The organism is Streptomyces sp. Root1304, from assembly GCF_001426405.1.
In the GTDB taxonomy this organism is placed as follows: domain Bacteria; phylum Actinomycetota; class Actinomycetes; order Streptomycetales; family Streptomycetaceae; genus Streptomyces.
Genome location: NZ_LMEP01000028.1, coordinates 34,341 through 56,313, shown reverse-complemented (window position 1 = coordinate 56,313; position 21,973 = coordinate 34,341). Strand labels below are relative to the sequence as shown.

The 21,973-nt window shown below is 73.1% G+C and carries 19 protein-coding genes; 7 read left to right on the top strand and 12 right to left on the bottom strand.

Translation table 11 applies throughout. From position 1 onward, the window contains the following. Nucleotides 1-83: 83 nt before the first annotated feature. Together ASD33_RS32670 and ASD33_RS32665 are read right to left on the bottom strand one after the other, a co-directional pair. Nucleotides 84-2,363: a VCBS repeat-containing protein gene (locus ASD33_RS32670; protein ID WP_056569147.1), complete on the bottom strand. Its 2,280-nt coding sequence runs from the start codon at nucleotides 2,361-2,363 to the stop codon at nucleotides 84-86. A gap of 171 nt (nucleotides 2,364-2,534) precedes the next feature. Then, nucleotides 2,535-3,443 (bottom strand): LysR family transcriptional regulator, encoded by a 909-nt coding sequence (locus ASD33_RS32665; protein WP_056569144.1) that lies wholly within the window; start codon nucleotides 3,441-3,443, stop codon nucleotides 2,535-2,537. A gap of 98 nt (nucleotides 3,444-3,541) precedes the next feature. On the opposite strand from ASD33_RS32665, the gene ASD33_RS32660 reads away from it, so the two are divergent. Beyond that, a complete protein-coding gene (locus ASD33_RS32660) occupies nucleotides 3,542-4,372 on the top strand; it encodes an oxidoreductase (RefSeq protein WP_056569142.1) in 831 nt (276 codons plus the stop codon). A gap of 27 nt (nucleotides 4,373-4,399) precedes the next feature. Continuing rightward, nucleotides 4,400-6,208, top strand: coding sequence for a serine/threonine-protein kinase (locus ASD33_RS35905; RefSeq protein WP_056569140.1), 1,809 nt, complete (start codon nucleotides 4,400-4,402; stop codon nucleotides 6,206-6,208). Nucleotides 6,209-6,271: 63 nt separating this feature from the next. On the opposite strand, the gene ASD33_RS32650 is transcribed toward ASD33_RS35905, so the two are convergent. Further along, nucleotides 6,272-7,555, bottom strand: coding sequence for an adenylosuccinate synthase (locus tag ASD33_RS32650; protein ID WP_056569137.1), 1,284 nt, complete (start codon nucleotides 7,553-7,555; stop codon nucleotides 6,272-6,274). A 143-nt stretch (nucleotides 7,556-7,698) separates the two neighbouring features. Here ASD33_RS32650 and ASD33_RS32645 point away from each other — a divergent pair, with 143 nt between their 5' ends. Together ASD33_RS32645 and ASD33_RS32640 are read left to right on the top strand one after the other, a co-directional pair. Further along, entirely contained in the window at nucleotides 7,699-8,502 is an 804-nt protein-coding gene (locus tag ASD33_RS32645; protein WP_056569134.1) for a hypothetical protein, read from the top strand. Nucleotides 8,503-8,674: 172 nt separating this feature from the next. Beyond that, nucleotides 8,675-9,652 (top strand): hypothetical protein, encoded by a 978-nt coding sequence (locus tag ASD33_RS32640; RefSeq protein ID WP_056569131.1) that lies wholly within the window; start codon nucleotides 8,675-8,677, stop codon nucleotides 9,650-9,652. On the opposite strand, the gene ASD33_RS32635 is transcribed toward ASD33_RS32640, so the two are convergent. After that, on the bottom strand, nucleotides 9,625-10,116 hold the full coding sequence (locus ASD33_RS32635) for a MarR family transcriptional regulator (RefSeq protein WP_056569128.1): 492 nt from the start codon (nucleotides 10,114-10,116) through the stop codon (nucleotides 9,625-9,627). The genes ASD33_RS32640 and ASD33_RS32635 overlap by 28 nt on opposite strands. Before the next feature lie 75 nt (nucleotides 10,117-10,191). Here ASD33_RS32635 and ASD33_RS32630 point away from each other — a divergent pair, with 75 nt between their 5' ends. Both ASD33_RS32630 and ASD33_RS32625 read left to right on the top strand, forming a co-directional pair. Beyond that, nucleotides 10,192-11,133 (top strand): ABC transporter ATP-binding protein, encoded by a 942-nt coding sequence (locus ASD33_RS32630; protein ID WP_056569125.1) that lies wholly within the window; start codon nucleotides 10,192-10,194, stop codon nucleotides 11,131-11,133. After that, nucleotides 11,130-12,737 carry a hypothetical protein gene (locus ASD33_RS32625; RefSeq protein ID WP_056569121.1) on the top strand — a complete coding sequence of 536 codons (1,608 nt, stop codon included), beginning with the start codon at nucleotides 11,130-11,132 and terminating at the stop codon, nucleotides 12,735-12,737. Before ASD33_RS32630 ends, ASD33_RS32625 begins: the two co-directional genes overlap by 4 nt. A 119-nt stretch (nucleotides 12,738-12,856) precedes the next feature. Here the strand turns inward: ASD33_RS32625 and ASD33_RS32620 are convergent, their stop codons facing one another. Beyond that, the gene (locus ASD33_RS32620) at nucleotides 12,857-13,303 is read right to left on the bottom strand and encodes a helix-turn-helix domain-containing protein (RefSeq protein WP_107103824.1); all 447 of its coding nucleotides are present in this window, start codon (nucleotides 13,301-13,303) and stop codon (nucleotides 12,857-12,859) included. 131 nt (nucleotides 13,304-13,434) lie between these two features. Between ASD33_RS32620 and ASD33_RS32615 the strand changes: the two genes are divergently transcribed. Further along, on the top strand, nucleotides 13,435-14,346 hold the full coding sequence (locus tag ASD33_RS32615; protein WP_242427253.1) for an alpha/beta hydrolase: 912 nt from the start codon (nucleotides 13,435-13,437) through the stop codon (nucleotides 14,344-14,346). A gap of 56 nt (nucleotides 14,347-14,402) precedes the next feature. Here the strand turns inward: ASD33_RS32615 and ASD33_RS32610 are convergent, their stop codons facing one another. The 7 genes from ASD33_RS32610 to ASD33_RS32580 form a co-directional block, all read right to left on the bottom strand. Next, a complete protein-coding gene (locus ASD33_RS32610) occupies nucleotides 14,403-15,599 on the bottom strand; it encodes a cytochrome P450 (protein WP_056569115.1) in 1,197 nt (398 codons plus the stop codon). An 83-nt stretch (nucleotides 15,600-15,682) separates the two neighbouring features. Continuing rightward, on the bottom strand, nucleotides 15,683-16,345 hold the full coding sequence (locus tag ASD33_RS32605) for a response regulator transcription factor (RefSeq protein WP_079045137.1): 663 nt from the start codon (nucleotides 16,343-16,345) through the stop codon (nucleotides 15,683-15,685). Next, nucleotides 16,342-17,664 carry a histidine kinase gene (locus ASD33_RS32600; RefSeq protein WP_056569112.1) on the bottom strand — a complete coding sequence of 441 codons (1,323 nt, stop codon included), beginning with the start codon at nucleotides 17,662-17,664 and terminating at the stop codon, nucleotides 16,342-16,344. Before ASD33_RS32600 ends, ASD33_RS32605 begins: the two co-directional genes overlap by 4 nt. An 88-nt stretch (nucleotides 17,665-17,752) precedes the next feature. Further along, nucleotides 17,753-18,622, bottom strand: a complete 870-nt coding sequence (locus ASD33_RS32595) for an alpha/beta hydrolase (RefSeq protein ID WP_056569108.1) — start codon at nucleotides 18,620-18,622, stop codon at nucleotides 17,753-17,755. 94 nt (nucleotides 18,623-18,716) lie between these two features. Continuing rightward, nucleotides 18,717-19,919, bottom strand: coding sequence for a kynureninase (gene kynU, locus ASD33_RS32590; protein WP_056569105.1), 1,203 nt, complete (start codon nucleotides 19,917-19,919; stop codon nucleotides 18,717-18,719). After that, nucleotides 19,912-20,772 carry a tryptophan 2,3-dioxygenase family protein gene (locus ASD33_RS32585; RefSeq protein ID WP_056569100.1) on the bottom strand — a complete coding sequence of 287 codons (861 nt, stop codon included), beginning with the start codon at nucleotides 20,770-20,772 and terminating at the stop codon, nucleotides 19,912-19,914. Before ASD33_RS32585 ends, kynU begins: the two co-directional genes overlap by 8 nt. A gap of 124 nt (nucleotides 20,773-20,896) precedes the next feature. Next, nucleotides 20,897-21,667 (bottom strand): DUF3152 domain-containing protein, encoded by a 771-nt coding sequence (locus tag ASD33_RS32580; protein ID WP_347232309.1) that lies wholly within the window; start codon nucleotides 21,665-21,667, stop codon nucleotides 20,897-20,899. Between the last annotated feature and the right edge of the window lie 306 nt (nucleotides 21,668-21,973).

The window sequence follows — 21,973 nt, the reverse complement described above, 5'->3', positions numbered from 1 at the left end:
CGAAGCCGAGAGGGCGGGCCCCGGGATTCCGGGGCCCGCCCTCCTCGTCGGTGCGGGATGTCACTGGATGTCAGTACTGGATGTCAGTACTGGGCGTCGCTCTCGTCCATGAACATGGTGTTCCAGTAGTAGGGACCGAGTTCCTTGAGCGGCGTCGCCCACAGGCCCGTGCCGTTGTAGACCCTGAGCTTGTAGGTGGTGTGCGCGGGGTTCCTCGCTATGAGGTCCGGGCGGCCGTCGTTGCCGAGGTCGCCCACGGCGGTGATCTCGGTGAACTGGTTCCAGCCGTCGCTGATACGGGTCCGGGGGGCGAAGGTGCCGTCGCCCCGGCCGAGGTGGAGCCAGAGGACGCCGTCCTTGTCGCGGGCGACGAGATCGCCGGCGGGCCCGCCGGCCAGGTTTCCGGTGGCGGTGACGAGGTTGTAGATGCCCCAGCCCGCGCTCATCTTCACGCGGTCCGCGAAGGGCTTGCTCCAGCTGCCGGTGCCCTTGTGGAGCCACTGGACGCCGGCCTTGTCGATCCCGACCAGGTCGGGGCGGCCGTCGCCGGTGAGGTCGGAGCCTCCGGTGATCAGCCGGTACGCCTGCCAGCCGGTGCCGACCCGGGTCCGGGGGGCGAAGGGCTTCTTCCTGTCGCCGGTGCCCAGGTGCTGCCACAGGACGCCGTTCCGGTCTCGGCCCAGCACGTCCGCCTGCGGCGCGCCGCCGATGTTGCCGGGGGTGACGAGGTGGTTGTACACGCCCCAGCCGGTCGTGGCCCACTTCGACTCCGCCATGGGCACCTCGGCGTCCGGCCCGTTGTACGCCAGGACATCGTTGGTCTCGTAGGCGCTCAGGTACCCGGTGGGCGACTTGACGAGCAGGTCGGGGCGGACTCTGTCGGTGAAGTTGTGCGGGAGGTGCGGGCCGCCCACCGTGAGGCTGCCGCTCCGCTCGTAGGTGGGGCCGAGGCCGTAGCCGGTCTGGGCCGTCATCCGCCATGTGTACGCGCCGCGTTGGACGGTGGAGTGGTTGTCGAACCGGTCGTACCAGGGCAGTTCGACGAGGCCTTCCGCGTTCGGGTACTTGTTGAGGAGGGTCGTCGTCTGCCCCGAGGCCTTGTGGGTCAGCACCACCTTCACGCGGATGTTGACGGCCGGGTCGAACTTCCAGCTCAGCGTGGGGAGGGGGGACTTGCCGAAATCGACGGAGGCGGGGACGGTCTGGCCGGTCAGGTTCAGGACCACCGAGCGGCCGGTGCTCGCCATGAGCGTGACGACCGGGTCGCCCCCGGGGGCGGCGGTGATCCGGTAGAGGCCCTCGCCCTGCCCGACGGTGCCGCCCTCCACCAGGAGCGCGCCCTCCCCGTCGAAGCGGATCTCGCGCACGAAGTCGAGGAGCTTGACCGTCCGGTCGTCCTTCAGCGAGCGGGCCGTCAGGGCGTTGAGCGGGTGGGGCGCGTCGGCGTCCCTGCCGTCGGTGAGGCCGTACAGGACCCAGTCACCCAGGAACTCGGTGGTGAGCGCGGTGCCGCGGCCGAGCGGGATGCGCTTGGACTCCTCCTGCCCGCGCAGCCCGACCCGCAGGACCGCGTTGCCTGCGCTCGGGTCCTCGGTCCAGGCGACGTGCGTGGCGGAGACGGCGGTGTCGGTCTGGAAGCTGTAGCGGCTCGAGGCGGTCAGGGGCCGGTCCTCCACGACCGTGGCGGAGGCGACGTCCACCAGGGCTGCGCGCCAGGCGCTCTCGTCGCCGTTCGGTGCGTAGCGGAGGATCAGGGTGTCCGGCGTGCTGATGTCGACCTTGACCCAGCGCGCCGCCGCGGGGATCCCCCGCACCGCCCGGTCGACGGTCCGGCCGTCCTCGTTGCTGAAGAGGCGGATGTCGGCGGTGCCGTCCCAGTTCGGGGCGGTCATGACGACGGTGGAGCCGAGCAGTCCCGAGTAGTGGTAGCCCGAGCCCAGGTGGCTCGCGTCGATCACGACGGGGGCCGTGTCCTTGGCGCCCATGTCGTACAGGGTGAAGACGTTCGGCTTGGCGCGGTCCGTCATGACGACGACGTCCGACCCGGCACCGCCGTGGTAGAACGCGGGCTCCGCGCCGTCGCCCCGGGGCAGCTTGGTCACGGAGCCGTCCGCGTACCGCGTCCAGCCGAAGGTGTCCTGGTATATCCAGAGGAAGCCCGTCGGGCCGTTGCCGACGACGCTCGCGTCGAGCGGCAGCTTGGCGAGGGCCTGCTGCTGCGTCCCGGTCGCGGCCTCCGCGGCGAGTACGCCCGTGGCCGGGGCGGCGAACGCCGGGGCGGCCAGGCCGCCGGTGACGGAGGCGACGGCGAGGGCCGCGGCGGCGAGCCGGCGGCCGGTGATGCGGTGGCGGTGAGAGTGCACTGACGTCCCGTTTCTGCAGTCGGAGGAGGGGAGGCACCTCGCCCCCTCGGTGGACCGGTCGTCACGCGCTTGGCACGAACGACAACCAGTCAGACATACGAGTCATGGCAACGGTTGTACGAACAGTGGATGTCGCTCCGCCGTCACGGTCCGCTCCCCGGCCGGGGCTCCTCACACCGCCGGCCCCGTACCCGCCTCCGCCGCGCGCGCGTACGCCCTCACCAGCGGCCGGGTGTCGTCCGCGCGCCAGGCGAGGGCGAAACGGCTCGGGGCGATCCCGTCGACGGGGCGGGTGACGACGCCGTCGCGGGCGAGCAGCGGCGCGTTGCCCTCCGCGACCAGACAGATCCCCCGGCCGTCGACGAGCGCCTCGTACGTCTCGTCCGCGCTCGCGATCTCCCCGCCGACCACCGGCGGCCGGCCGCCCCGGGAGTCCACCGCCAGCCAGTGGTCCCGCAGCTCGGGTCCGGTGTCCGGCAGCGCGAGGAAGGGCTCGTCGAGGAGGTCCGCGAAGTCCAGGCGGTCCCGGGCGGCCAGCGGATGCGAGGCGGGCAGGGCCACGAGCCGGGGCTCGGTCGCCACCACCACCCAGCGGAAACGCTCCTCCCCGGACAGCGGCAGCCACACGAACGCCACATCGCTCGCGCCGTCCGCCAGCCCCGCCGTCGGGTCCTCCCAGCCCACCTGGCGCAGCTTCAGTCCGGCCTCCGGGTGCACCTCGGTGAACCGGGAGCGGATCGCGGGCAGCAGCCCGCCGCGCCCGGGACTGGTGCTCATCCCGACCACCAGCAGGCCCCGCTCGGCCTCCCGGGCCCGCCGTACCGCCTCGTGGCCCTCCTGCCAGGCGGCGAGCGCGGCACGGGCGTGCGGCACCAGGGCCGTACCGACGGAGGTGAGGGCCACCCCGCGCCGGTCGCGGTCGAAGAGCCGCACCCCCAACTGCCGCTCCAGGGACCGGATCTGCTTGCTGAGCGCGGGCTGCGACACGTACAGGCGCTCGGCGGCCCGGGTGAAGTGCAGCTCCTCCGCGACCGCGAGGAAGTACCGGAGTTCCCGGCCGTGGACGTCCGTGATCGTCATGCCCCTGGGTTATCACGACAGATCTTGGACGGACAACGCCCTTCTGCGACAGGCTCGTTGAGCACGGAAACACAGAACACCACACGGGGAGTACGCACATGAGCAAGGTCTGGCTGATCACCGGTGCCAACAGCGGCTTCGGGCGCGCCTTCGCCGAGGCTGCGATCGGCGCCGGGGACGTGGTCGTCGCCGCCGCCCGCCGCACCGAGACCCTCGACGACCTGGTCGCCGCCCACCCCGACCAGGTCGACCCGGTCGCCCTGGACGTCACCGACACGGCCGCCGTCGACCGGGTCGTCGCCGAGGTCGCCGCCCGCCACGGCCGCATCGACGTCCTCGTCAACAACGCGGGCCGCACCCACGTCGGTTCGGTCGAGGAGACCTCCGACGCCGAACTGCGCTCCCTCTTCGACGTGCACGTCTTCGGCCCGGCCGCCCTCACCCGCGCCGTCCTGCCCCATATGCGGGCCCGCCGTTCCGGCGCGATCGTGCAGCTCAGCAGCGTCGGCGGGCAGATGTCGATGGCCGGCTTCGGGGCGTACAGCGCGACCAAGTTCGCCCTGGAAGGCATGTCCGAGGCGCTCGCCGCCGAGGTCGGGCCGCTCGGCGTCAAGGTGCTCATCGTGGAGCCGGGCGCCTTCCGCACCAGCCTCTTCGGCAACCACAGCCTCAGCGGTGAGGGCATCGCCGACTACGCGGACACGGTGGGCGCCACCCGCGCGTTCGTGGAGACCGGCGGCGGCACCCAGGCCGGCGACCCCGCGAAGGCCGCGGCGGCGGTGCTCGCCGCGCTGGACGCCGACGAGACTCCGCTGCGGCTCGCCCTCGGCGACGACTCCATCGACACGATCCTCGGGCACCTGGACCAGGTCCGCTCCGACCTCACCACCTGGGAGAAGGTCGGCCGGGACACGAAGCTGGACTCCTGACCCACGGGGCTGTGCGAGGATCCGCCGGTGGACCGACTCCGCCCGGAAGACCCGGCGTTCATAGGCCCCTACCGTCTCGTCGGCCGGCTCGGCGCGGGCGGCATGGGCGTCGTCTACCGGGCCGAGGCGCCCGAAGGACAGCACGACGGACGGCCGCTCGCCGTGAAGCTCGTACGGGCCGAGGCGGCGGCGGACGAGGAGTTCCGCCGCCGCTTCGACCGCGAGGTGCGGGCGGCGCGGCTCGTCGGCGGCGCGTGGACCGCGCACGTCCTGGACGCCGACACCGAGGCGGCCGTCCCCTGGGTCGCCACCGAGTACATCCCCGGCCCTTCGCTGCGCGCCGCCGTCGAGGGCCGTCTCGGGCCGCTCCCGGCGGCGTCGGTGCTCGTCCTCGCCCACCGGCTCGGCCTCGCGCTCCGCGCGATCCACGAGGCGGGGCTGGTCCACCGCGACCTCAAGCCGTCCAACATCCTGCTGACCGTCGGCGGGCCCCGGGTCATCGACTTCGGCATCGCCCGCCGGACGGAACTCTCCTCCGAGAGCGACCTCACCCGCACCGGAGTGCTGCTCGGCTCACCGGAGTTCATGTCGCCGGAGCAGGTGCGCGGCGAGGAGGTCACGGCGGCGAGCGACGTCTTCTCCCTGGGCTCGGTCCTCGCCTACGCGTCGACCGGCCGGGCCCCCTTCAGCAACGGCGACCCGGGCGTCCACGGCCTCCTCTTCCGCGTGGCCTACGAGGACCCGGACGTGGCGGGGGTCCCGGAGACGGTCGCGGAACTGGTCCACGACTGCCTGACGAAGGAACCGGAGGGGCGGCCGTCGGTGGAGACGGTCGTCTCCCGCACCCGCAAGGCCCTCGACGGCAGCTGGCTCCCGCCGGAGCTGCTCGCCCGCCTGGACGAGGACGCGGCGGACTTCATCCGGGCGACGCCGAGGCCCGTACGGGCTCCGGTCCGCACCCCCGTACGGGCCTCGGTCCGGGCCTCCGTGGCGGCGCCCGTGGCGGCGCTCTCCCCGGCGACGCGCAGGAAGCTCCGCAGCGGACTGCGGGCCGGGCGCCAACTGCTGACCGCGGTCCTCGTCGGGGCCGCCACCGTCGCGTACACCTGGACGGGGCCCGCGCCGTCCTTCGCCCTGCCCTCGGACGGCACCCAGGAGGACCGGCGGTTCACCGGGGTGTGGCGCCTCGACTCGTACGACCGGGACGTGCCCTTCACCATGCGGCTGGAGATCCACAACTCCACCCGGCTCGGCAGGACCGCGGGCACCTTCGTGTCCGCCACCAGGACGACCGTCTGCCAGGGCGAGATCGGCCTGACCAGCCGGACGGAACCGACGATCGTGCTCTCGGCCTTCCACGTGACGCGCAGCACGCCCTCCGGCGCCTCGCCGGAGGACTGCGGGCTCCCCGACCACCTCACCCTGGGCGCCGACGCCGATCTCGGTGGCGCGGGCTTCTACTGGCGGGAGACCGACTCCTCGTTCTCCCCGGTGTCCAAGAGCACGACGCCGAGCACCGGGGTACCCCGGGAGTTCTGGAAGGTGTGGACCGCGGGCGACGGGCTCGTCGTCGTCATCCGGCCCGGCGGCCTCGGGGACCCGGTCGTGCGCACCGTCCGGACCGGGACCGGCAGGCACTGCGAGTCGACGGCGGCCCTGCTGAGCGTCGACGGCGGCTTCCTGTACACGACCCCGTCCGTGCTCGACGAGGCCGCGTCGGAGCGCGCGTGCGTGGCGGACGGCATTCCCTGGAGGTACTCGCTCGACCCCCGGAAGTCCTCGGTGCTCGTCCGGGAGTACGACGACGACGCACGCCGCCTGCGCCTGGTGAACTAGGCGCGGGCGACGTGCGTCGTGTGCCGCGGGGGCCCTACGGGTTCCGGGGGAACCCGCCGGTTCCTACAGGAACGAGTTGATCTCGATCGTCTCCGTGCGGCCGGGGCCCACACCGATCGCCGAGATCGGCGCGCCCGACATCTCCTCCAGCGCCTTCACGTACGCCTGCGCGTTCTTCGGCAGGTCCGCGAAGGTCTTCGCCTTGGTGATGTCCTCGGACCAGCCCGGCAGCATTTCGTAGATCGGCTTCGCGTGGTGGAAGTCGGTCTGCGAGTAGGGCAGCTCCTCGACGCGCTTGCCGTCGATCTCGTACGCGACGCAGACCGGGATCTGCTCCCAGCCCGTCAGCACGTCGAGCTTGGTGAGGAAGAAGTCCGTCAGGCCGTTGACCCGGGTCGCGTACCGCGCGATGACCGCGTCGAACCAGCCGCAGCGACGGTCACGGCCGGTGGTGACACCGCGCTCGCCACCGATGCGGCGCAGCGCCTCGCCGTCCGCGTCGAACAGCTCCGTCGGGAACGGTCCGGCGCCGACACGGGTCGTGTACGCCTTGAGGATGCCGATGACCCGGCTGATCTTCGTCGGGCCCACGCCCGCACCCGTGCAGGCGCCGCCCGCGGTCGGGTTCGAGGAGGTGACGAAGGGGTACGTGCCGTGGTCGACGTCGAGCAGGGTGCCCTGGCCGCCCTCGAAGAGCACGACCTTGTCGTCGTCGAGCGCCTTGTTGAGGATCAGCGTCGTGTCCGCGACGAACGGCTTGATCTGCTCCGCGTACTGGAGCATCTCCTCGACGATCTGCTCCGCCTCGATCGCGCGGCGGTTGTACAGCTTGGCGAGCAGCTGGTTCTTGCCCTCCAGCGCCGCTTCGACCTTCTGGATGAGGATCGACTCGTCGTACAGGTCCTGGACGCGGATGCCGACGCGGTTGATCTTGTCGGCGTAGGTCGGGCCGATGCCGCGACCGGTGGTGCCGATCTTGCGCTTTCCGAGGAACCGTTCCGTCACCTTGTCGAGCGTGACGTTGTACGGGGTGATCAGGTGGGCGTTACCGCTGATCAGGAGCTTCGACGTGTCGACGCCTCGCTCGTTCAGCCCGCTCAGCTCGGAGAGCAGGACCGCCGGGTCGACGACGACACCGTTTCCGATCACCGGGGTGCACCCCGGCGAGAGGATTCCGGAAGGGAGAAGATGCAGCGCGTACTTCTGGTCGCCTACGACGACCGTGTGGCCGGCGTTGTTGCCGCCCTGGTAGCGCACCACATAGTCAACGGATCCACCGAGGAGGTCGGTGGCCTTTCCCTTGCCCTCGTCACCCCACTGAGCACCGAGCAGCACAAGTGCGGGCACAGGCGTACACCCCTTCCGGGTGGGGCATGTCCAAGGTCAGGGGGCGTACGCCGCCTCACCGGTGTGCCCCGGAATAGACGAAGCCCCTGGCGCAATAGCGCAAGGGGCTCTTGCACAAAGATGCTACCCGAGGAAGGACCGAGGTGTCGGATCACGACCAGCTGCTGGTCATCGTCGACCCGGTCGCCCGCCGAAGTGACGGCGAGTCCGTACGGATCGCGAAGGATGTACTGTCCGCGGGCGCCGAGGCGAAGATCTGCCTGCCGGACGGTCCCGAGGAATTCTCCAGGGCCCTGGCCAGGCGGGGGTCCCGGCGCCCCGTGGTGCTCGGCGACGACCGCGCGCTGCTGCGGACGGTGGCCCTGCTGCACCGCGAGCGGGAGCTCGCCGGGGCGGCCCTCGCCCTCGTCCCGATCGGCGTTCCCGGCGCCCTGGAAGTCGCCCACGCGCTGGGCGTGCCGCGCTCCACGCCCGCCGCCGCGCGGGCGGTGCTCCACGGGGTGGTGCGCCGGCTCGACCTGCTGGTCGACGACAGCGACGGCGTCGTCCTCGGCGACCTCCTGGTCCCGGCCGCGCCGGTGCTCGGCGCCGCCACCACCTCCGTCTGGGGCACCTGCCGGTCCCTGGTCCGCACGCTGGTCCGCCCGGTCCCGACGGCCGTGGCGCCCCGGGCCCACCGGCTGCGGGTGGAGGCGGACGGGGTGCTGCTCACGGACGTCGACACCCCGGTCCAGGGCCTGACGGTCCGCTCGGCGGGCGGCGCGGCCGAGGTGACGGTCCACCCGTCGGCGGCCCCGCCGCACCACACGACGGCCCACACCCTCACGGTCTCGGGCCCGGACTTCCGCTACCGGGCGGACGGCCGCCTCACGGGCCCGGTCCGCCGCCGGACGTGGACGGTCGGAGCGGGGGCGTGGGGGCTGACGCTCCCCCGGGACGCCGCGTAGGGAGCCGTTCCCGGTCGCGGCTGGCGCGTCGGCGCCGCGCACCTCTAGCGTCAGCTCGAATTGACCGATGGGGCGGGGGACGTGCGATGACGTGTGCGCTGGACGTCGAGGAGACGGCGGGGCGCTGGAGAGGTACCGGCGAAGAGCGGGCCTGCTGATCGGCGCGGGAGTCGTGACGCTCGCCCTGGCCTTCGCCTTCGGGACGCTGATCGAGGAGGCCTCGACGTCCGCCACGGCCGCCATGCCCTTCGCTCTCGGGATCATCTGCCTGGGCGCCGGGCTCGGCTCCCGGTTCATGGCGCGGCGGATGCGGCGGACCCTCGGCGGGGGCGTCTGGTCGGCGCTCCCCTCCGCGGCGGCCGCCCGCACCGGGCACGCGACGACGCTCGTGCTGCGCGCCCCGGACGGCGACGAGGCGTGGCCGCTGACCGTGATCGCGACCCGGCAGCGCTACGAGACGGTGCGGCCGGGCCCGGACGGCGTGCTGTGGTGGTGCGGCGACCCGCGCACCGGCGGGGTCGTCGCGCCGCCCGGCGGCGGGCCGCTGATCTGGGCGAAGCCGCTGCGGGGCGAGCGCGTACGCCGCCGGATCGTCGCGCACGCGGAGGCGGAGGGGCTGATGCGCAGGGCGACCCCGAGACAGCCGCAGGAGCCGGCGCCCGAGCCTGCCCGGGTCCCGGGGGCGGTCGAGGGCTGGGGGCCGATCGAGGACCGGGAGCCCGGCGAGGGCGTGGGCCCCTTCGAGGACCGGGAGCCCGGCGAGGGCGTGGGCCCCTTCGAGGACCGGGAGCCCGGCGAGGACGGCCCGGACGCCGTCGCCGACGGGCGTCGTCGCGCGCGGCCCGACAGCGCGTACCCGCACGGGCCCGTGTCCGGTCCCACGTACGCGCTGCTCGCCCAGCACGCCCGGCGGCAGGCCATGCCCCAGGGCCTGCCGACCGCGCCCATCGGCACCGCCGGGCTGCATGGCTGGCAGGACTTCACCCGGGACGGACACCGGCCGTTCGTGGTGCCCTGGATCGAGGGACGGCCGCTGTGGCCGGTGGGGCCCTACCGAGAGGCGGACGAGCGGAAGGAGTTCACCGCGCTCCTCGACCGGCTCGCGCCGCCCACGGAGGCCCGTCAGGACTCCGTACCCGACCCCTTGTAGGCCGCCCAGCGGTCCATGATCCCCAGCATCTCGCGCTGGAGGAAGGCGAAGAACTCGGCCGTCTCGGCGATGCGGCGGCCCGCCACGGTGTCCGTCCCGAGGGTCGCGGCGCCCTCGTCGAGGACCTTCTCCCAGCGCGTCAGGGTCTGGTCGCGGCGGGTGAAGGTCTCGTACCAGAGCTCGTTGTGCAGGACGTACCGCTCGCGGCGGGTGCCGGGGTCGCGCTCGCGGCTGATCATGCTGACCTGGGAGAGATAGCGGATGGCGCCGGAGACGGCGGCCGGGCTGATCCGCAGCTGCTCGGCCAGCTCGGCCGAGGTCATGGAGGCCGTCTCGGAGGCGAGGAGCGCGGCGAAGACGCGGCTCGCCATGCGCTGCATGCCGGCGGCGGTCATCTCGGCCGCGAAGCGTTCGACGAAGCGGGAGACCGCCTCTTCCCCGGTCGTTTCCTTGGGCGTCGTCATGTTCCCCACTCTAAGCGCGGATTCATACGCTTCCTTAACTTCACAAGTTTGTGAAATCAGCGTACGTTCTGAAGCATGACCCAGGCAATCAGCGTCGCCGGACTGCACAAGTCCTTCGGGCGCACCCACGCGCTCGACGGCCTCGACCTCACCGTCGAGACCGGCGAGGTCCACGGCTTCCTCGGCCCCAACGGCTCCGGGAAGTCCACCACCATCCGGGTCCTCCTCGGCCTCCTGCGCCCCGACTCCGGCACCACCCGGCTGCTCGGCAAGGACCCCTGGCAGGACGCCGTCGAGCTGCACCGCCGCATCGCGTACGTCCCCGGCGACGTGACCCTCTGGCGCAACCTCTCCGGCGGCGAGGTCATCGACCTCTTCGGCCGGCTCCGGGGCGGCCTCGACAAGGCCCGGCGCGCCGAGCTCATCGAGCGCTTCGAGCTCGACCCGACGAAGAAGGGCCGCACCTACTCCAAGGGCAACCGGCAGAAGGTCGCCCTCGTCGCCGCCTTCGCCTCGGACGTCGACCTGTTCGTCCTCGACGAGCCGACCAGCGGCCTCGACCCGCTGATGGAGGAGGTCTTCCAGAGCTGTGTCGCGGAGGCCCGCGACCGGGGCCGGACCGTCCTGCTGTCCAGCCACATCCTCAGCGAGGTCGAGACCCTCTGCGACCGGGTCAGCATCATCCGCAAGGGCCGCACGGTCGAGTCCGGTTCGCTCGCCGAGCTGCGGCACCTGACCCGCACCAGCGTCACCGCCGAACTCGCCTCCCCGCCCGACGGCCTCACCGCCCTCCCCGGCGTCCACGACGTCGACGTGCGGGGCCTCAAGGTGAAGCTCCAGGTCGACACCGACAAGCTCGACGCCGTCCTGCGCTCCCTGACCGCCTCGGGCGTCCGCAGCCTGACCTCCACCCCGCCCACCCTGGAGGAGCTGTTCCTCCGGCACTACGCGGACGAGAACGGCGCGCACGGCGACCACGCGGGCGGCGGCCGCACGGCCGGGGTGACCGCGTCATGAGCGCCGTCCTCACCGGAACCCGCACCCCCACCGGCACCGGCGCCCTCACCGGCACCGGCACCCTCACCCGGCTCGCCCTGCGCCGCGACCGGCTGATGATCCCGGTCTGGGCACTCGTCACCGGCGGCATGGTCGCCAGCGGCGCCGGTTCGCTCGAAGGGCTCTACGGCACCGCCGCCCAGCGCTCCGAACTCGCCGCCTCCATGAACGCCAACAGCTCGATGCGCGCGCTCTACGGCCCCGTCTTCGACGACTCCCTCGGCGGGCTCGTCGCCTGGCGGTTCAGCACCTTCGCCGCCGTCCTCGCCGCCGTCGCGAGCCTGATCGTGGTCGTCCGGCACACCCGCGAGGAGGAGGAGACCGACCGTCAGGAGATGCTGTCCGCCGGAGCGGTCGGCCGCCGGGCCCCGCTCACCGCCGCGCTGCTCGCCGCACTCGTCGTCAACGCCGCCGTCGCCCTCCTCATCACCGCCGGGCTGGCCGGCCAGGGGGCGGCCGGGGCGCTCGCCCTCGGCCTGGCCATCGGCGGCACCGGCATGGTGTTCGCGACCACGGCCGCGCTCGCCGCGCAGCTCACCGAGAGCGCCCGGCTCGCGAAGGGCCTGACCGGCGCCGCCCTCGGCCTCGCCTTCGTGCTGCGCGCGGCCGGGGACTCCGGGAGCGCGGACGGCGGCAGCGTCCTGACCTGGCTCTCGCCGATCGGCTGGGCCGAGAACGTCCGCGCCTTCGCCGGTGAACGCTGGTGGGTGCTCCTGCTGATCGGCGGCGCCGTCCTGGTCCAGACGGCGGCGGCGTACGCGCTGACCGGCCGCAGGGACGTCGGCGCGAGCTTCCTCGCGACCCGGCCGGGTCCGGCGGCGGGGCGGCTCGGAACGGCGGGCGCGCTCGCCTGGCGGCTCCAGCGCGGCACCCTGCTCGGCTGGTCGCTGGGCTTCCTGCTCGGCGGGCTCGTCTTCGGCGGCATGGTCGAGGGGGCCGCCGACATCGTCGGCGACAACGAACAGGCCCGCGAGATCTTCGAGCGGATGGGCGGCCAGACCGCCCTGACCAGTGCCTTCCTCGCCACCATGGTGTCCCTCTTCGGGATGGTCGCGGCCCTCTTCGCGGTCGGCTCGGTGCTCCGGGCGCACGGCGAGGAGACCTCGGGCCGGGCCGAACCGCTGCTCGCGAACGCCCTCGGACGGCTCCGCTGGGCCGCCGGTCATCTGGTGATCGCCTTCGGCGGCTCCGCCCTGATCCTGCTCCTCAGCGGCCTCGGCCTGGCCCTCGCGTACGGCCACGACCTCGGCGCGATCCTGGGCGCCTCGCTCGTCCAGCTCCCGGCGGTGTGGACGCTCGCGGCCCTCGCGGTCCTCCTCTGGGGCGCCGCCCCGAAGGCGGCGACCGCCGCGTGGGGCGTGGCCGGCCTCTGTCTGGCCCTCGGCTGGATCGGCCCGGCCCTGAACCTGCCGCAGGCGGCGCTGGACCTCTCCCCCTTCGGCCACCTGCCGAAGGTCCCGGGCCAGGAGATGGCCTGGACCCCGGTCCTGCTCCTGACGGCCCTGGCGGTGGCACTGACGGCGGCGGGCCTCGCGGGGCTGCGGCGCAGGGACATGGTGAGCTGAGGACCCCTGTACGCCCCCGGCCCGGGACGGTACGCCTCGGGCCGGGGGCGGTACGCCTCGGGCCGGGGACGGTACGCCTCGGGCTCGCGAGGGTCCGGCCGGGCTCGTGACAGTCCGGCTCAGGCCCCCGCGGAGGGCATGAGCGTGCGGGCCAGTACCTCCAGCGCCTCCGTGACCTCCCGGAGGCGCTGCGGGTCGTCGGACCCCAGCGCCGCGGCGAGCGCACCTTCGATCCGGGTGGCCCGCACCTCCGCCACGCGCTCGGACGCCTCGGCGGCAGGGCGCACGAGCACCCGGCGCCGGTCGGCGGGGTCCGGTACGGCCAGCACCGATCCGGCCTCCTTCAGCCGGGCCACGGCCGTGGACACCTGGCTCTGCGGCAGCCCGGTCCGCGCGGCGATCTCGCCGACGGCGCTGTCGGGGTGGGCGGCGACGTCACCGGCGACGATCAGCACGAGCCGGGCGCTGCCGGCGTACCGGCCCTCGCCGCCGGGCGGCTCGGGCAGCGACTCCTCACCGATCTTCATCAGGAAGCGGCCCAGCAGGAACAGTTCGGCTCCATTCACCTCGTCAACATACATCCAATTCGATTCATCCATCTTGATGCATCGAGATTGATGTATCGAGTTGGATGGAATAACGTGAGGGAGAAGGAAACGGGGGGCGCGTCGCCCGCCGCAGACAAGGGGGAAGCACCATGACGACGACCATGACCACGACCACCGCCCTGACCACGACCGCGACCGCGACCGCGACCGGCGTCACGATCGTCGGCACGCTCGACGTCCCGGGGGCGGTCCTGCACCACCAGGTCCGCGGCACCGGACCCACGCTGCTGATCTCGCAGAGCGGCGAGGGCGACGCCGACCGCAGCACCGACCTCGTCGACCGGCTCGCCGACTCCTACCGCGTGGTCACCTACGACCGCCGAGGCCTCTCCCGCAGCCGGCTCGACGCCCCGGAGCGGGGGGCGACCCTGGTCGAGCACGCCGACGACGTCCACCGCCTCCTCACCGCACTCACCGACGCGGACGTCCTCCCCGGCACGCCCGTGGTCATGCTCGGCTGCAGCCTGGGCGCCGTCATCGGCCTGCACGTCGCCGTACGCCACCCCGGGCTGATCCACACCCTCGTCGCCCACGAACCCGTCGCCCCGCGCCTGCTGCCCGAGCCGGAGCGCGCCCACCACGAGGGCGAACTCGTCGCCCTCCAGGACCTGTACCGGCAGGGCGGTCTCGGCGCGGTACTGCCGGAGATCGCCAGGACCCTGGGCATCGACCCGACGAACGCCGACGCCGAACCCGGCCTGACGCCCCAGCCGATGAACGCCCGGCGGATCGCCAACTTCGACCACTTCATCCGCCACGACTTCACGGCGGTCGTCGGCGACACGCTCGACCCGGCCGCACTGGCGCACACCGGCACGCGCATCCTCCCCGCGTACGGCCGCACCACCCCGCACACGGTCTTCGACCACCGGTGCGCGACCGCCCTGGCCGGGCTCGTCGGCGAAGAGCCACTGGAGTTCCCCGGCGGCCACAACGGCAACACCAGCCACCCGGAGGCGTACGCGCACCGCCTCCGCCAGGTCCTCGCCGGGACATGCTGAACCGGGCCCGGCGGCCCGAGTCCGGCGACCCGGACCGGTGCGCGCCCCTCAGTGCCTCAGACCTCCACCCACAGCGCCTCGAAGCCCCGGATCACGTACCCCGGTTTCCGTACCGGCTCCGCCACCAGCCGGAGGTCCGGCGCCCGGTGGAGCAACTCCGCGAAGACCGCCGTCAGTTCGAGGCGGGCCAGCGGGGCGCCGAGGCAGTAGTGGATACCCGCGCCGAAGGTGACGTGCGGGTTGTCCTCGCGGGTGAGGTCGAGGGTGTCGGCGGTCGGGCCGAAGCGGGCCGGGTCCCGGTTGGCGGAGCCGAAGAGCAGCGCGACCTCGGAGCCGCGCGGGAGCACGACGCCGCCGACCTCGATGTCGTCGAGGACCCAGCGCTCGAACATCTGGAGCGGGGTGTCGTACCGCAGAAGTTCTTCCACAGCTGTGGACAACTTTTCGGGTTCCGGACGGACACCCTCCCTGAGCAGCGTCCACCAGCCGTTGACCGTGGTGTTCACAGTGGCCTCGTGACCCGCGTTCAGGAGGAGGACGCAGGTGGAGATCATCTCCTGGTCGGTCAGCCCCTCCACCGCGATCAGGGACGAGATCAGGTCGTCGCCGGGTTCCCGGCGCCGCCGCGCGATCAGCTCCCGGAGGTAGTCGGAGAACTCGATGGAGGCCTCGACCGCCCGCCGGGCCGTCTCCTCCGAGGGGTTCAGCTCGAACATCCCGCAGATCGCCGCCGACCAGGGCCGCAGCCGCCCCCGCTCCTCGTCGTCCTCGGGGACCCCCAGCATCTCCGCGATCACCGCGACCGGCAGCGGCTCCGCGACCATCGCCTGGAGGTCGCCACCGCCCGCCGCGACCAGACCACCGACCAGCTCGGCGGCCAGCCGCCGTACCGTCGGCGCCAGGTTCTCCACCGTCCTCGGGGTGAACGCCTTCGACACCAGCCGCCGGATCCGGCCGTGGTCGGCGCCCTCCAGATCCAGCAGCCCGTGGTCGTTGAGCGTGTGGAAGGGCTCGTACGCGGCGTCCGGCGCCTCCCGCCCGAACTCCTCGTGGCTGAAGCGATGGGTGTACGTACGCCCCAGCCGCCGGTCCCGCAGCAGCGCGGACACGTCCTCGTGATGCGGGATCAGCCACTGCCGGGTGGGCCCGTGCCAGTGGGCGCGGCCGGCCGCCCGCAGCGCGGCGTAGGCGGGGTACGGATCGGCGACGAACTCCGGGGACCAGGGGTCGTATGCAGCGTCAACAGCGTCCATGGACCGACGCTACCCCCGGACCCGCACCCCGGCCCCGGCCGACGCCCGGCCCCCGGTCGGCGCCCCGGCCTTCCCGTCGGCGCTCAGCCGCCGACCCGCACCAGCCCCGCCTCGTACGCGAACACCGCCGCCTGCGTGCGGTCCCGCAGCCCCAGCTTCACCAGGACCCGGCTCACATGGGTCTTGATCGTCGACTCCGCGACGACCAGATGGTCGGCGATCTCGGCGTTCGACAGGCCCTGCGCGATGAGCACCAGGACCTCCGTCTCCCGCTCCGTCAGCTCCCCGATCCGCGCCATCGCCGGCGGACGCGGGGAGTTCCCCGGCGCCTTCGCGAACTCCGTGATCAGCCGCTTCGTGACGGTCGGCGCGAGCAGCGCCTCGCCCGCCGCGACCACCCGCACCCCGTCCGCGAGCTGCCGCGCCGACGCGTCCTTCAGCAGGAAACCGGAGGCCCCCGCGCGCAGCGCCTGGTACACGTACTCGTCCAGGTCGAAGGTGGTCAGCACGAGCACCTTCGCGTCCGCGTCGGCGGCGACGATCTCCCGCGTGGCGTCGATGCCGTTCAGCTCGGGCATCCGGATGTCCATCAGGACCACGTCCGGGTGGAGGGCCGCGACCTGGGAGATCGCCTCCCGGCCGTTGACGGCCTCGCCGACGACCTCGATGTCCGGCATCGCGCCGAGCAGCACCGAGAAGCCCTCGCGGACCATCACCTGGTCGTCGACGATCAGTACGCGGATCACAGCTCGGCCTCCTCACGGCTCACGGGGACGAAGGCCGTCACCTCGTAGCCACCGTCCTCGGTGGCCTCGGCCGTCATCTCCCCGCCGAGCATCGTCACACGCTCCCGCATGCCGGTGATGCCGTGCCCCGCGCCCGGTGAGGGCTTGACCAGACCGCGCGCGGGACCGTTCGCGATCCGCAGGCCCAGCCCGCCGAGGACATAGCTGACCTCGACCTTCGCCGCCGCGCCCGGCGCGTGCCGCAGCACGTTCGACAGGGCCTCCTGGACGATCCGGTACGCCGACAGTTCCACGCCCTGCGGCAGTTCCCGCACCGCGCCGGTCACCGTCTTCTCGACGACGAGCCCGGCGTCGGCGACGTTCCCGACCAGCGTGTCCAGATCGGCCAGGGTCGGCTGCGGGGCGTCGGGGGCCTCGTAGTCCTCGGCGCGTACGACTCCGAGGATGCGGCGCAGCTCGGTGAGCGCGGCGACGGCGTTCTCGCGGATGGTGAGGAAGGCCTGCTCCAGCTCCGGCGGCGGGTTCTCGACCCGGTACGGGGCGGCCTCCGCCTGGATCGCGACCACCGACATGTGGTGGGCGACGACGTCGTGCAGCTCGCGGGCGATGGTGGTCCGCTCCTCCAGGAGGGTCCGCTTGGAGCGCTCCTGCGCGGTGACGGTCTGCTGGGCGGTGACCTCGCGGGTCGCCTGGCGGCGGACCTGGAAGACGGTGACGGTCAGCAGGACCAGCGCGGCGATGAACAGCAGCGGCACCGAGTCGGAACTGCGGCCAACCCCGAGGAACATCTCGGCGAAGAGGCAGTAGGCCCCCGTCACCAGCCACATCCACACAGCCGTACGAGGACGGGAGCGGGCGGCGACGACAGCGAGGACCACCAGATGGGCAGCGAGCGAGTTCGCCGCCCAGGGCCAGCCGCCCTCGTAGCCCGCGAGGTACCCGACGAAGGGGGCGCTCATGAGCGATGCCCAGAAGGCGAGGATCGGCCGGACCAGGGTGAGCAGCACGATCGCGGCCGGCGCGATCGAGGTCGCGAACGCCAGCAGGCCGAAGGCGTAGTAGATCCGGTCGTACCCCATGGCAAAGACGATCACGGCGCAGAACGCCACGGCCGCGTGCGGGAGCAGGCCGGTGTAGGTCCGTATCCGCTCCGGCAGGAAGCGGGTCGGCCCGCTGTTCACATCCATGCGCGGCAGCGGCCGGTAGGCAAGGGCGTCGTGGAAGAGTTCCTGTCGCAGCCCCCCGAGCGCCGCCTGCACCAGGCGGAACTCGGGGCTGCGGCTCGTCTCGGGGGTCTGTGTCTGCGTCACGCGGACCACCGTACGGGGGCCCGCACCGCCCGGTCGTCCCGCTGGATGCGGATCCTGGACCGTCCCCCCTGAGTACTAGGAAGGCCCGGCGCGCGGACTAGAAGGCCAGCTGGGCGAGTTCCTCCGCGACCACCGCGCACGCGTCCGCCGCCGGGTCGATCAGGGGGAAGTGGCCGACGCCGGCGAGGAGGGTGAAGCCGACCTCCTCGCCGGCCTTCGCCGCGGCGTCCGCGTACGCCTCGGCGACCGCGTACGGCACGTCGACGTCCTCGCGACCCTGCACGACGGTGGTCGCGATCCCCGTCGGCAGCAGCGCCGACGGATCGGTGGAGGCCGCCCGTTCCCCGTACGCGACCGGGCCGCCGAGGAGTTCGGTGACGGCGTCGCCGCACACCCCCAGCTCGACCGCCCGGTCGAAGTGGGCGATCGGGGCGAGCGCGACGACCCCGCGCAGCGCGGGCGCGGCGGGCAGCCGCCAGGGGGAGCCGGCCGGCAGGACGTGCCGGGCGGCGGCCCACAGGGCGAGCGTGCCGCCCGCCGAGTGGCCGGTGAGCACGATCTTTCCGGTGTCGGCCGAGGGCAGGTGCGCGGTGGCCAGCTCCGGCAGGGCGTCGAGGGCGGCGGCCACGTCGTCGAAGGTCTCCGGCCAGCGCCCGGCGACGGGGGCGGCACCACCCTGCCGGGGGATGTCGCTGCCGCGCCGGTACTCGACGCTGGCCACGGCGAAGCCCCGGCGGGCCAGGAAGTCCACGAAGGGGGTGAGGTGCACACGGTCGTACGGGGCACGCCAGGCACCGCCGTGCAGGGCGACGACGAGCGGCGCCCGGGTGCGGCCGTCGCGCGGGGCGTAGAAGTCGATCACCTGGTCCGGGTGGTCGCCGTACGCGGCGGTGGCGTCCGGGGCGACGGCCGGGTGCGAGAAGGCGGACGCCTCTTCGGCGGCTGCGCGCGCGGCGGGGTCCGGCATGCTGTTCCAACCTCTCGGGTAGGCGGCCGAATTGGCCTGACCTGCGGGGACGGTACCAGCACCGGAGCCCCCGCAGATCAGGCGATCATCCGACCTACTTCCCGGTGCCGGCCAGGACGTCCGCGAGGACCCTGGCCGCCCGCTCCGCGTCCGCGAAGCCCACGTACAGCGGGGTGAAACCGAACCGCAGGATGTCCGGACGGCGCAGGTCACCGACGACCCCGCGCTCGATCAGTTCGGCCATCACGGCGGGCGCGTCCTCGCAGCGCAGCGCGACCTGGCTGCCGCGCTCGCCGTGCTCCCCGGGGGTCACGGAGGTGACCAGGCCCTCGGGGACGTACGCCCCGACGCACTCCAGGAAGAAGTCCGTCAGCGCCAGCGACTTCGCCCGCACGTCCTCGATCGCGACCCCGTCCCACACGTCGAGCGCCGCTTCGAGCGCCAGCATGGAGAGGATGTCGGGGGTGCCGACCCGGCCGCGCACGGCGCCCGCGGCGGCCTCGTACCCGGGGGTCATCGCGAACGGGTCGGCGTGCGAGTTCCAGCCCGGCAGCGGCGAGTCGAAGGCGGCCTGGTGACGCTCGGCGACGTACAGGTACGCGGGCGAACCGGGCCCGCCGTTCAGGTACTTGTAGGTGCAGCCGACGGCCAGGTCGACCCCGTGCGCGTCGAGCCCGACGGGCAGCGCGCCCGCGCTGTGGCACAGGTCCCAGACGGCCAGCGCGCCCGCCCCGTGGAGGGCGGCGGTGATGCCGGGCAGGTCCTGGAGCCGGCCGCTGCGGTAGTCGACGTGGTTGACGAGCGCGGCGGCCGTGCGGCCGCTCACCGCGTCCGCCATGCCGGCCGGGTCGCAGGGCACGATCCGGTGACCCGTCATCCGCGCCGCGGACCGCGCGATGTACCCGTCCGTGGGAAAGGTCGTCGCGTCGACGAGGATCTCGTCCCTGTCGTCACCGCTCAGCCGGGCCGCCGCGACGACCGCCTTGAAGACGTTCACGCTCGTCGAGTCGCCGACGACGACCTGCCCGGGGGCGGCGCCGACGATCGGCGCGATCCGGTCGCCGATCCGCTCGGGCGCGGTCCACCAGCCCGACTCGCCCCAGGAGCGGATGCGCAGCTCGCCCCACTCGCGGGTGATGACGTCGGCCATCCGGGCCGGGACGTGCGCGGGCAGCGCGCCCAGCGAGTTGCCGTCGAGGTAGACGGTCCCCTCGTCGAGGGCGAACTTCTTCCGGTGCCCGGCCAGGGCGTCGGCGGCGTCGAGGCCCGCGGCCCTCTTCTCGTACGGCTCAGACATGGCTGCGCGCCGTCCACAGCTCGGGGAACACGTTCTTCTGGGCCCGCTTCTCCAGCCAGGCCACGCCCGCCGAACCGCCGGTGCCGGTCTTCGCGCCCATCGCGCGCCGGGTCGCCACCAGGTGGTCGTTGCGCCATCGCCAGACGAGTTCGGCGACGTCGCTCAGGGCCTCGCCGAGCCGGACCAGCTCGCCGTTCTGGTCGGCCTCCGCGTAGATCCCGGCCCAGACGGCCTCGACCTCGGCGGAGGGCTCGTAGCGCTGCGCCAGGTCACGGCCGAGGGCGGCGGCCGGGACGGGCAGGCCGCGCCGGGCCAGCAGCCCGAGGACCTCGTCGTACAGGCTCGGCTCGTGCAGCGCCTTCTCCAGCTCCGCGTGGACGCGGGGCGCGCCCCGGTGCGGGACGAGCATGGACGCGGCCTTGTCGCCGAGCAGGAACTCCATCCGCCGGTACATCGCGGACTGGAAGCCGGAGCCCTCGCCCAGGGCGCCCCGGTAGGAGTTGAACTGGGCGGGGGTGAGCTGCGCGAGCGGGCGCCAGGAGTGGTTGAGGGCCTCCAGCTGGCGGACCGAGCGCTTGAGCGCGTCCATGGCGACGGGGACGCGGTCCTCGCGCAGGGCGCGGCTCGCGGTCTCCCACTCGTGGACGATGACCGTGAACCACAGCTCCATGACCTGGGTGGTGACCAGGAAGACCATCTCGCCCGGGTCGTCCGAGCGGAGGTGCTGGAGGTGGGTCAGGACGTCCGCCTGGACGTAGTCCTCGTACGGCGTGGTGCCCGCGAAGTCGAGGTTCGGGGCCTCGACGGCCTGGCCGGCTCCGGAGAGGTCGGGAGAAGCGGGAAGGGACGACATTTCTGTCTCCTCGATGCGTACTACCGGGTAGCGGTCTGCTCCACCGTGTCCGCCTCGATGCGTGCGGCACGGGAGCCCCGGTCCCCTCGGGAGGCGTGCACCGTCGCTCGCCGTCCCAAGCGCATCATGACACGATCGGCCCGGTGATGTAGATCCCGTCTTCGCTGTACGGAAACGCGTTCGACCGGCATCCGTTCAGACCCTTGATCTGCTGCATCATCGCGGGCGCGAGCTTGCCCGGACCCGGGCAGCCCATGTGCTTCCGGATGCCGATCTCGTGCCCCACCTCGTGGTTGATGATCAGGTGCCGGTACTCGGCGGCTGTGCCCGCGAAGGTGGGCGAGCCGAGCATCCAGCGCTTGAGGTTCACCACGACGCCGTCGGAGGTCTCGCAGTTCAGCTCGCCGTGGGTGTTGAGGCCCTGCCGCGCGCAGAGGGTGTCGGCGGTGTCCGGGGTGGCGATCCGGATGACGAAGTCGGCGTTCTGCGAGACCAGCTGGAACCGGCCCCGGCCGTGCGCGGCCCAGCCGCGCGGGTGGGACAGGATCTGCTGGATCTCGGCGGCCGTCTCGCGCGCCGACAGGTCGACGCCGTCCTCGACCTGGACCCGGTAGCGGCGCAGGACCCCGCTGTCGCCGACCGGGGAACCGGAGGCCTGCGCGGTGGTGAAGGTCCCGGCGCCGGACTGCGGCACGGTGGTCTTCTTCGGGGTGGGCTTCGGCTTCGGTTTCGGCTTCGCCTTGACCGGCGGCGGCGTGGGCGTGGTCGTCGTGGGCGCCGGGGCGGCGGCCTCGGTCGTCGCCTCCGTCGTGGCGGGCGCCGGGGCGGCCGTCCCGTCCGGGGCCCGGCCGTTGTAGTGGGCGAGGGCGGCGCCCGCGCCGAGCGCGACCGTCATCAGGACCAGCACGGGAAGGGCGAGCCGGGCTATGGGGCCGCGTCTGTCTCTGCCCCGCCGCCGGCTCCGCGTTCGTCGCCGTCCTGCGGTAGAGGCACGCTTGCCCACGACAGACTTCTCCCCTGCGTCGGCCGGTGGTGGGGGAAGAGGAAGTGGGGCCTCGGTACCGGCGTCTTCGGTGCTGCTGGTCCCGGGGATCGTACCGGCCGTCTCGAACACGCTCGAACGAGCCGGAGAGTCTGTCCGGTTTTCCCCCTGTCCGTGGGGGCAGGGGGAAAACCGGACAGTGTCAGGTACGCCGGGCCG

Coding starts and splice junctions, on each gene's coding strand:
- ASD33_RS32665 (WP_056569144.1), bottom strand. CDS start 3,443: ATGACGATCACGGACGTCCACGGCCGGGAACTCCGGTACTTCCTCGCG.
- ASD33_RS32660 (WP_056569142.1), top strand. CDS start 3,542: ATGAGCAAGGTCTGGCTGATCACCGGTGCCAACAGCGGCTTCGGGCGC.
- ASD33_RS32635 (WP_056569128.1), bottom strand. CDS start 10,116: ATGACGACGCCCAAGGAAACGACCGGGGAAGAGGCGGTCTCCCGCTTC.
- ASD33_RS32630 (WP_056569125.1), top strand. CDS start 10,192: ATGACCCAGGCAATCAGCGTCGCCGGACTGCACAAGTCCTTCGGGCGC.
- ASD33_RS32625 (WP_056569121.1), top strand. CDS start 11,130: ATGAGCGCCGTCCTCACCGGAACCCGCACCCCCACCGGCACCGGCGCC.
- ASD33_RS32615 (WP_242427253.1), top strand. CDS start 13,435: ATGACGACGACCATGACCACGACCACCGCCCTGACCACGACCGCGACC.
- ASD33_RS32610 (WP_056569115.1), bottom strand. CDS start 15,599: ATGGACGCTGTTGACGCTGCATACGACCCCTGGTCCCCGGAGTTCGTC.
- ASD33_RS32595 (WP_056569108.1), bottom strand. CDS start 18,622: ATGCCGGACCCCGCCGCGCGCGCAGCCGCCGAAGAGGCGTCCGCCTTC.
- kynU (WP_056569105.1), bottom strand. CDS start 19,919: ATGTCTGAGCCGTACGAGAAGAGGGCCGCGGGCCTCGACGCCGCCGAC.
- ASD33_RS32585 (WP_056569100.1), bottom strand. CDS start 20,772: ATGTCGTCCCTTCCCGCTTCTCCCGACCTCTCCGGAGCCGGCCAGGCC.
- ASD33_RS32580 (WP_347232309.1), bottom strand. CDS start 21,667: ATGACGGTCGCGCTCGGCGCGGGCGCCGCCCTCGCCCACTACAACGGC.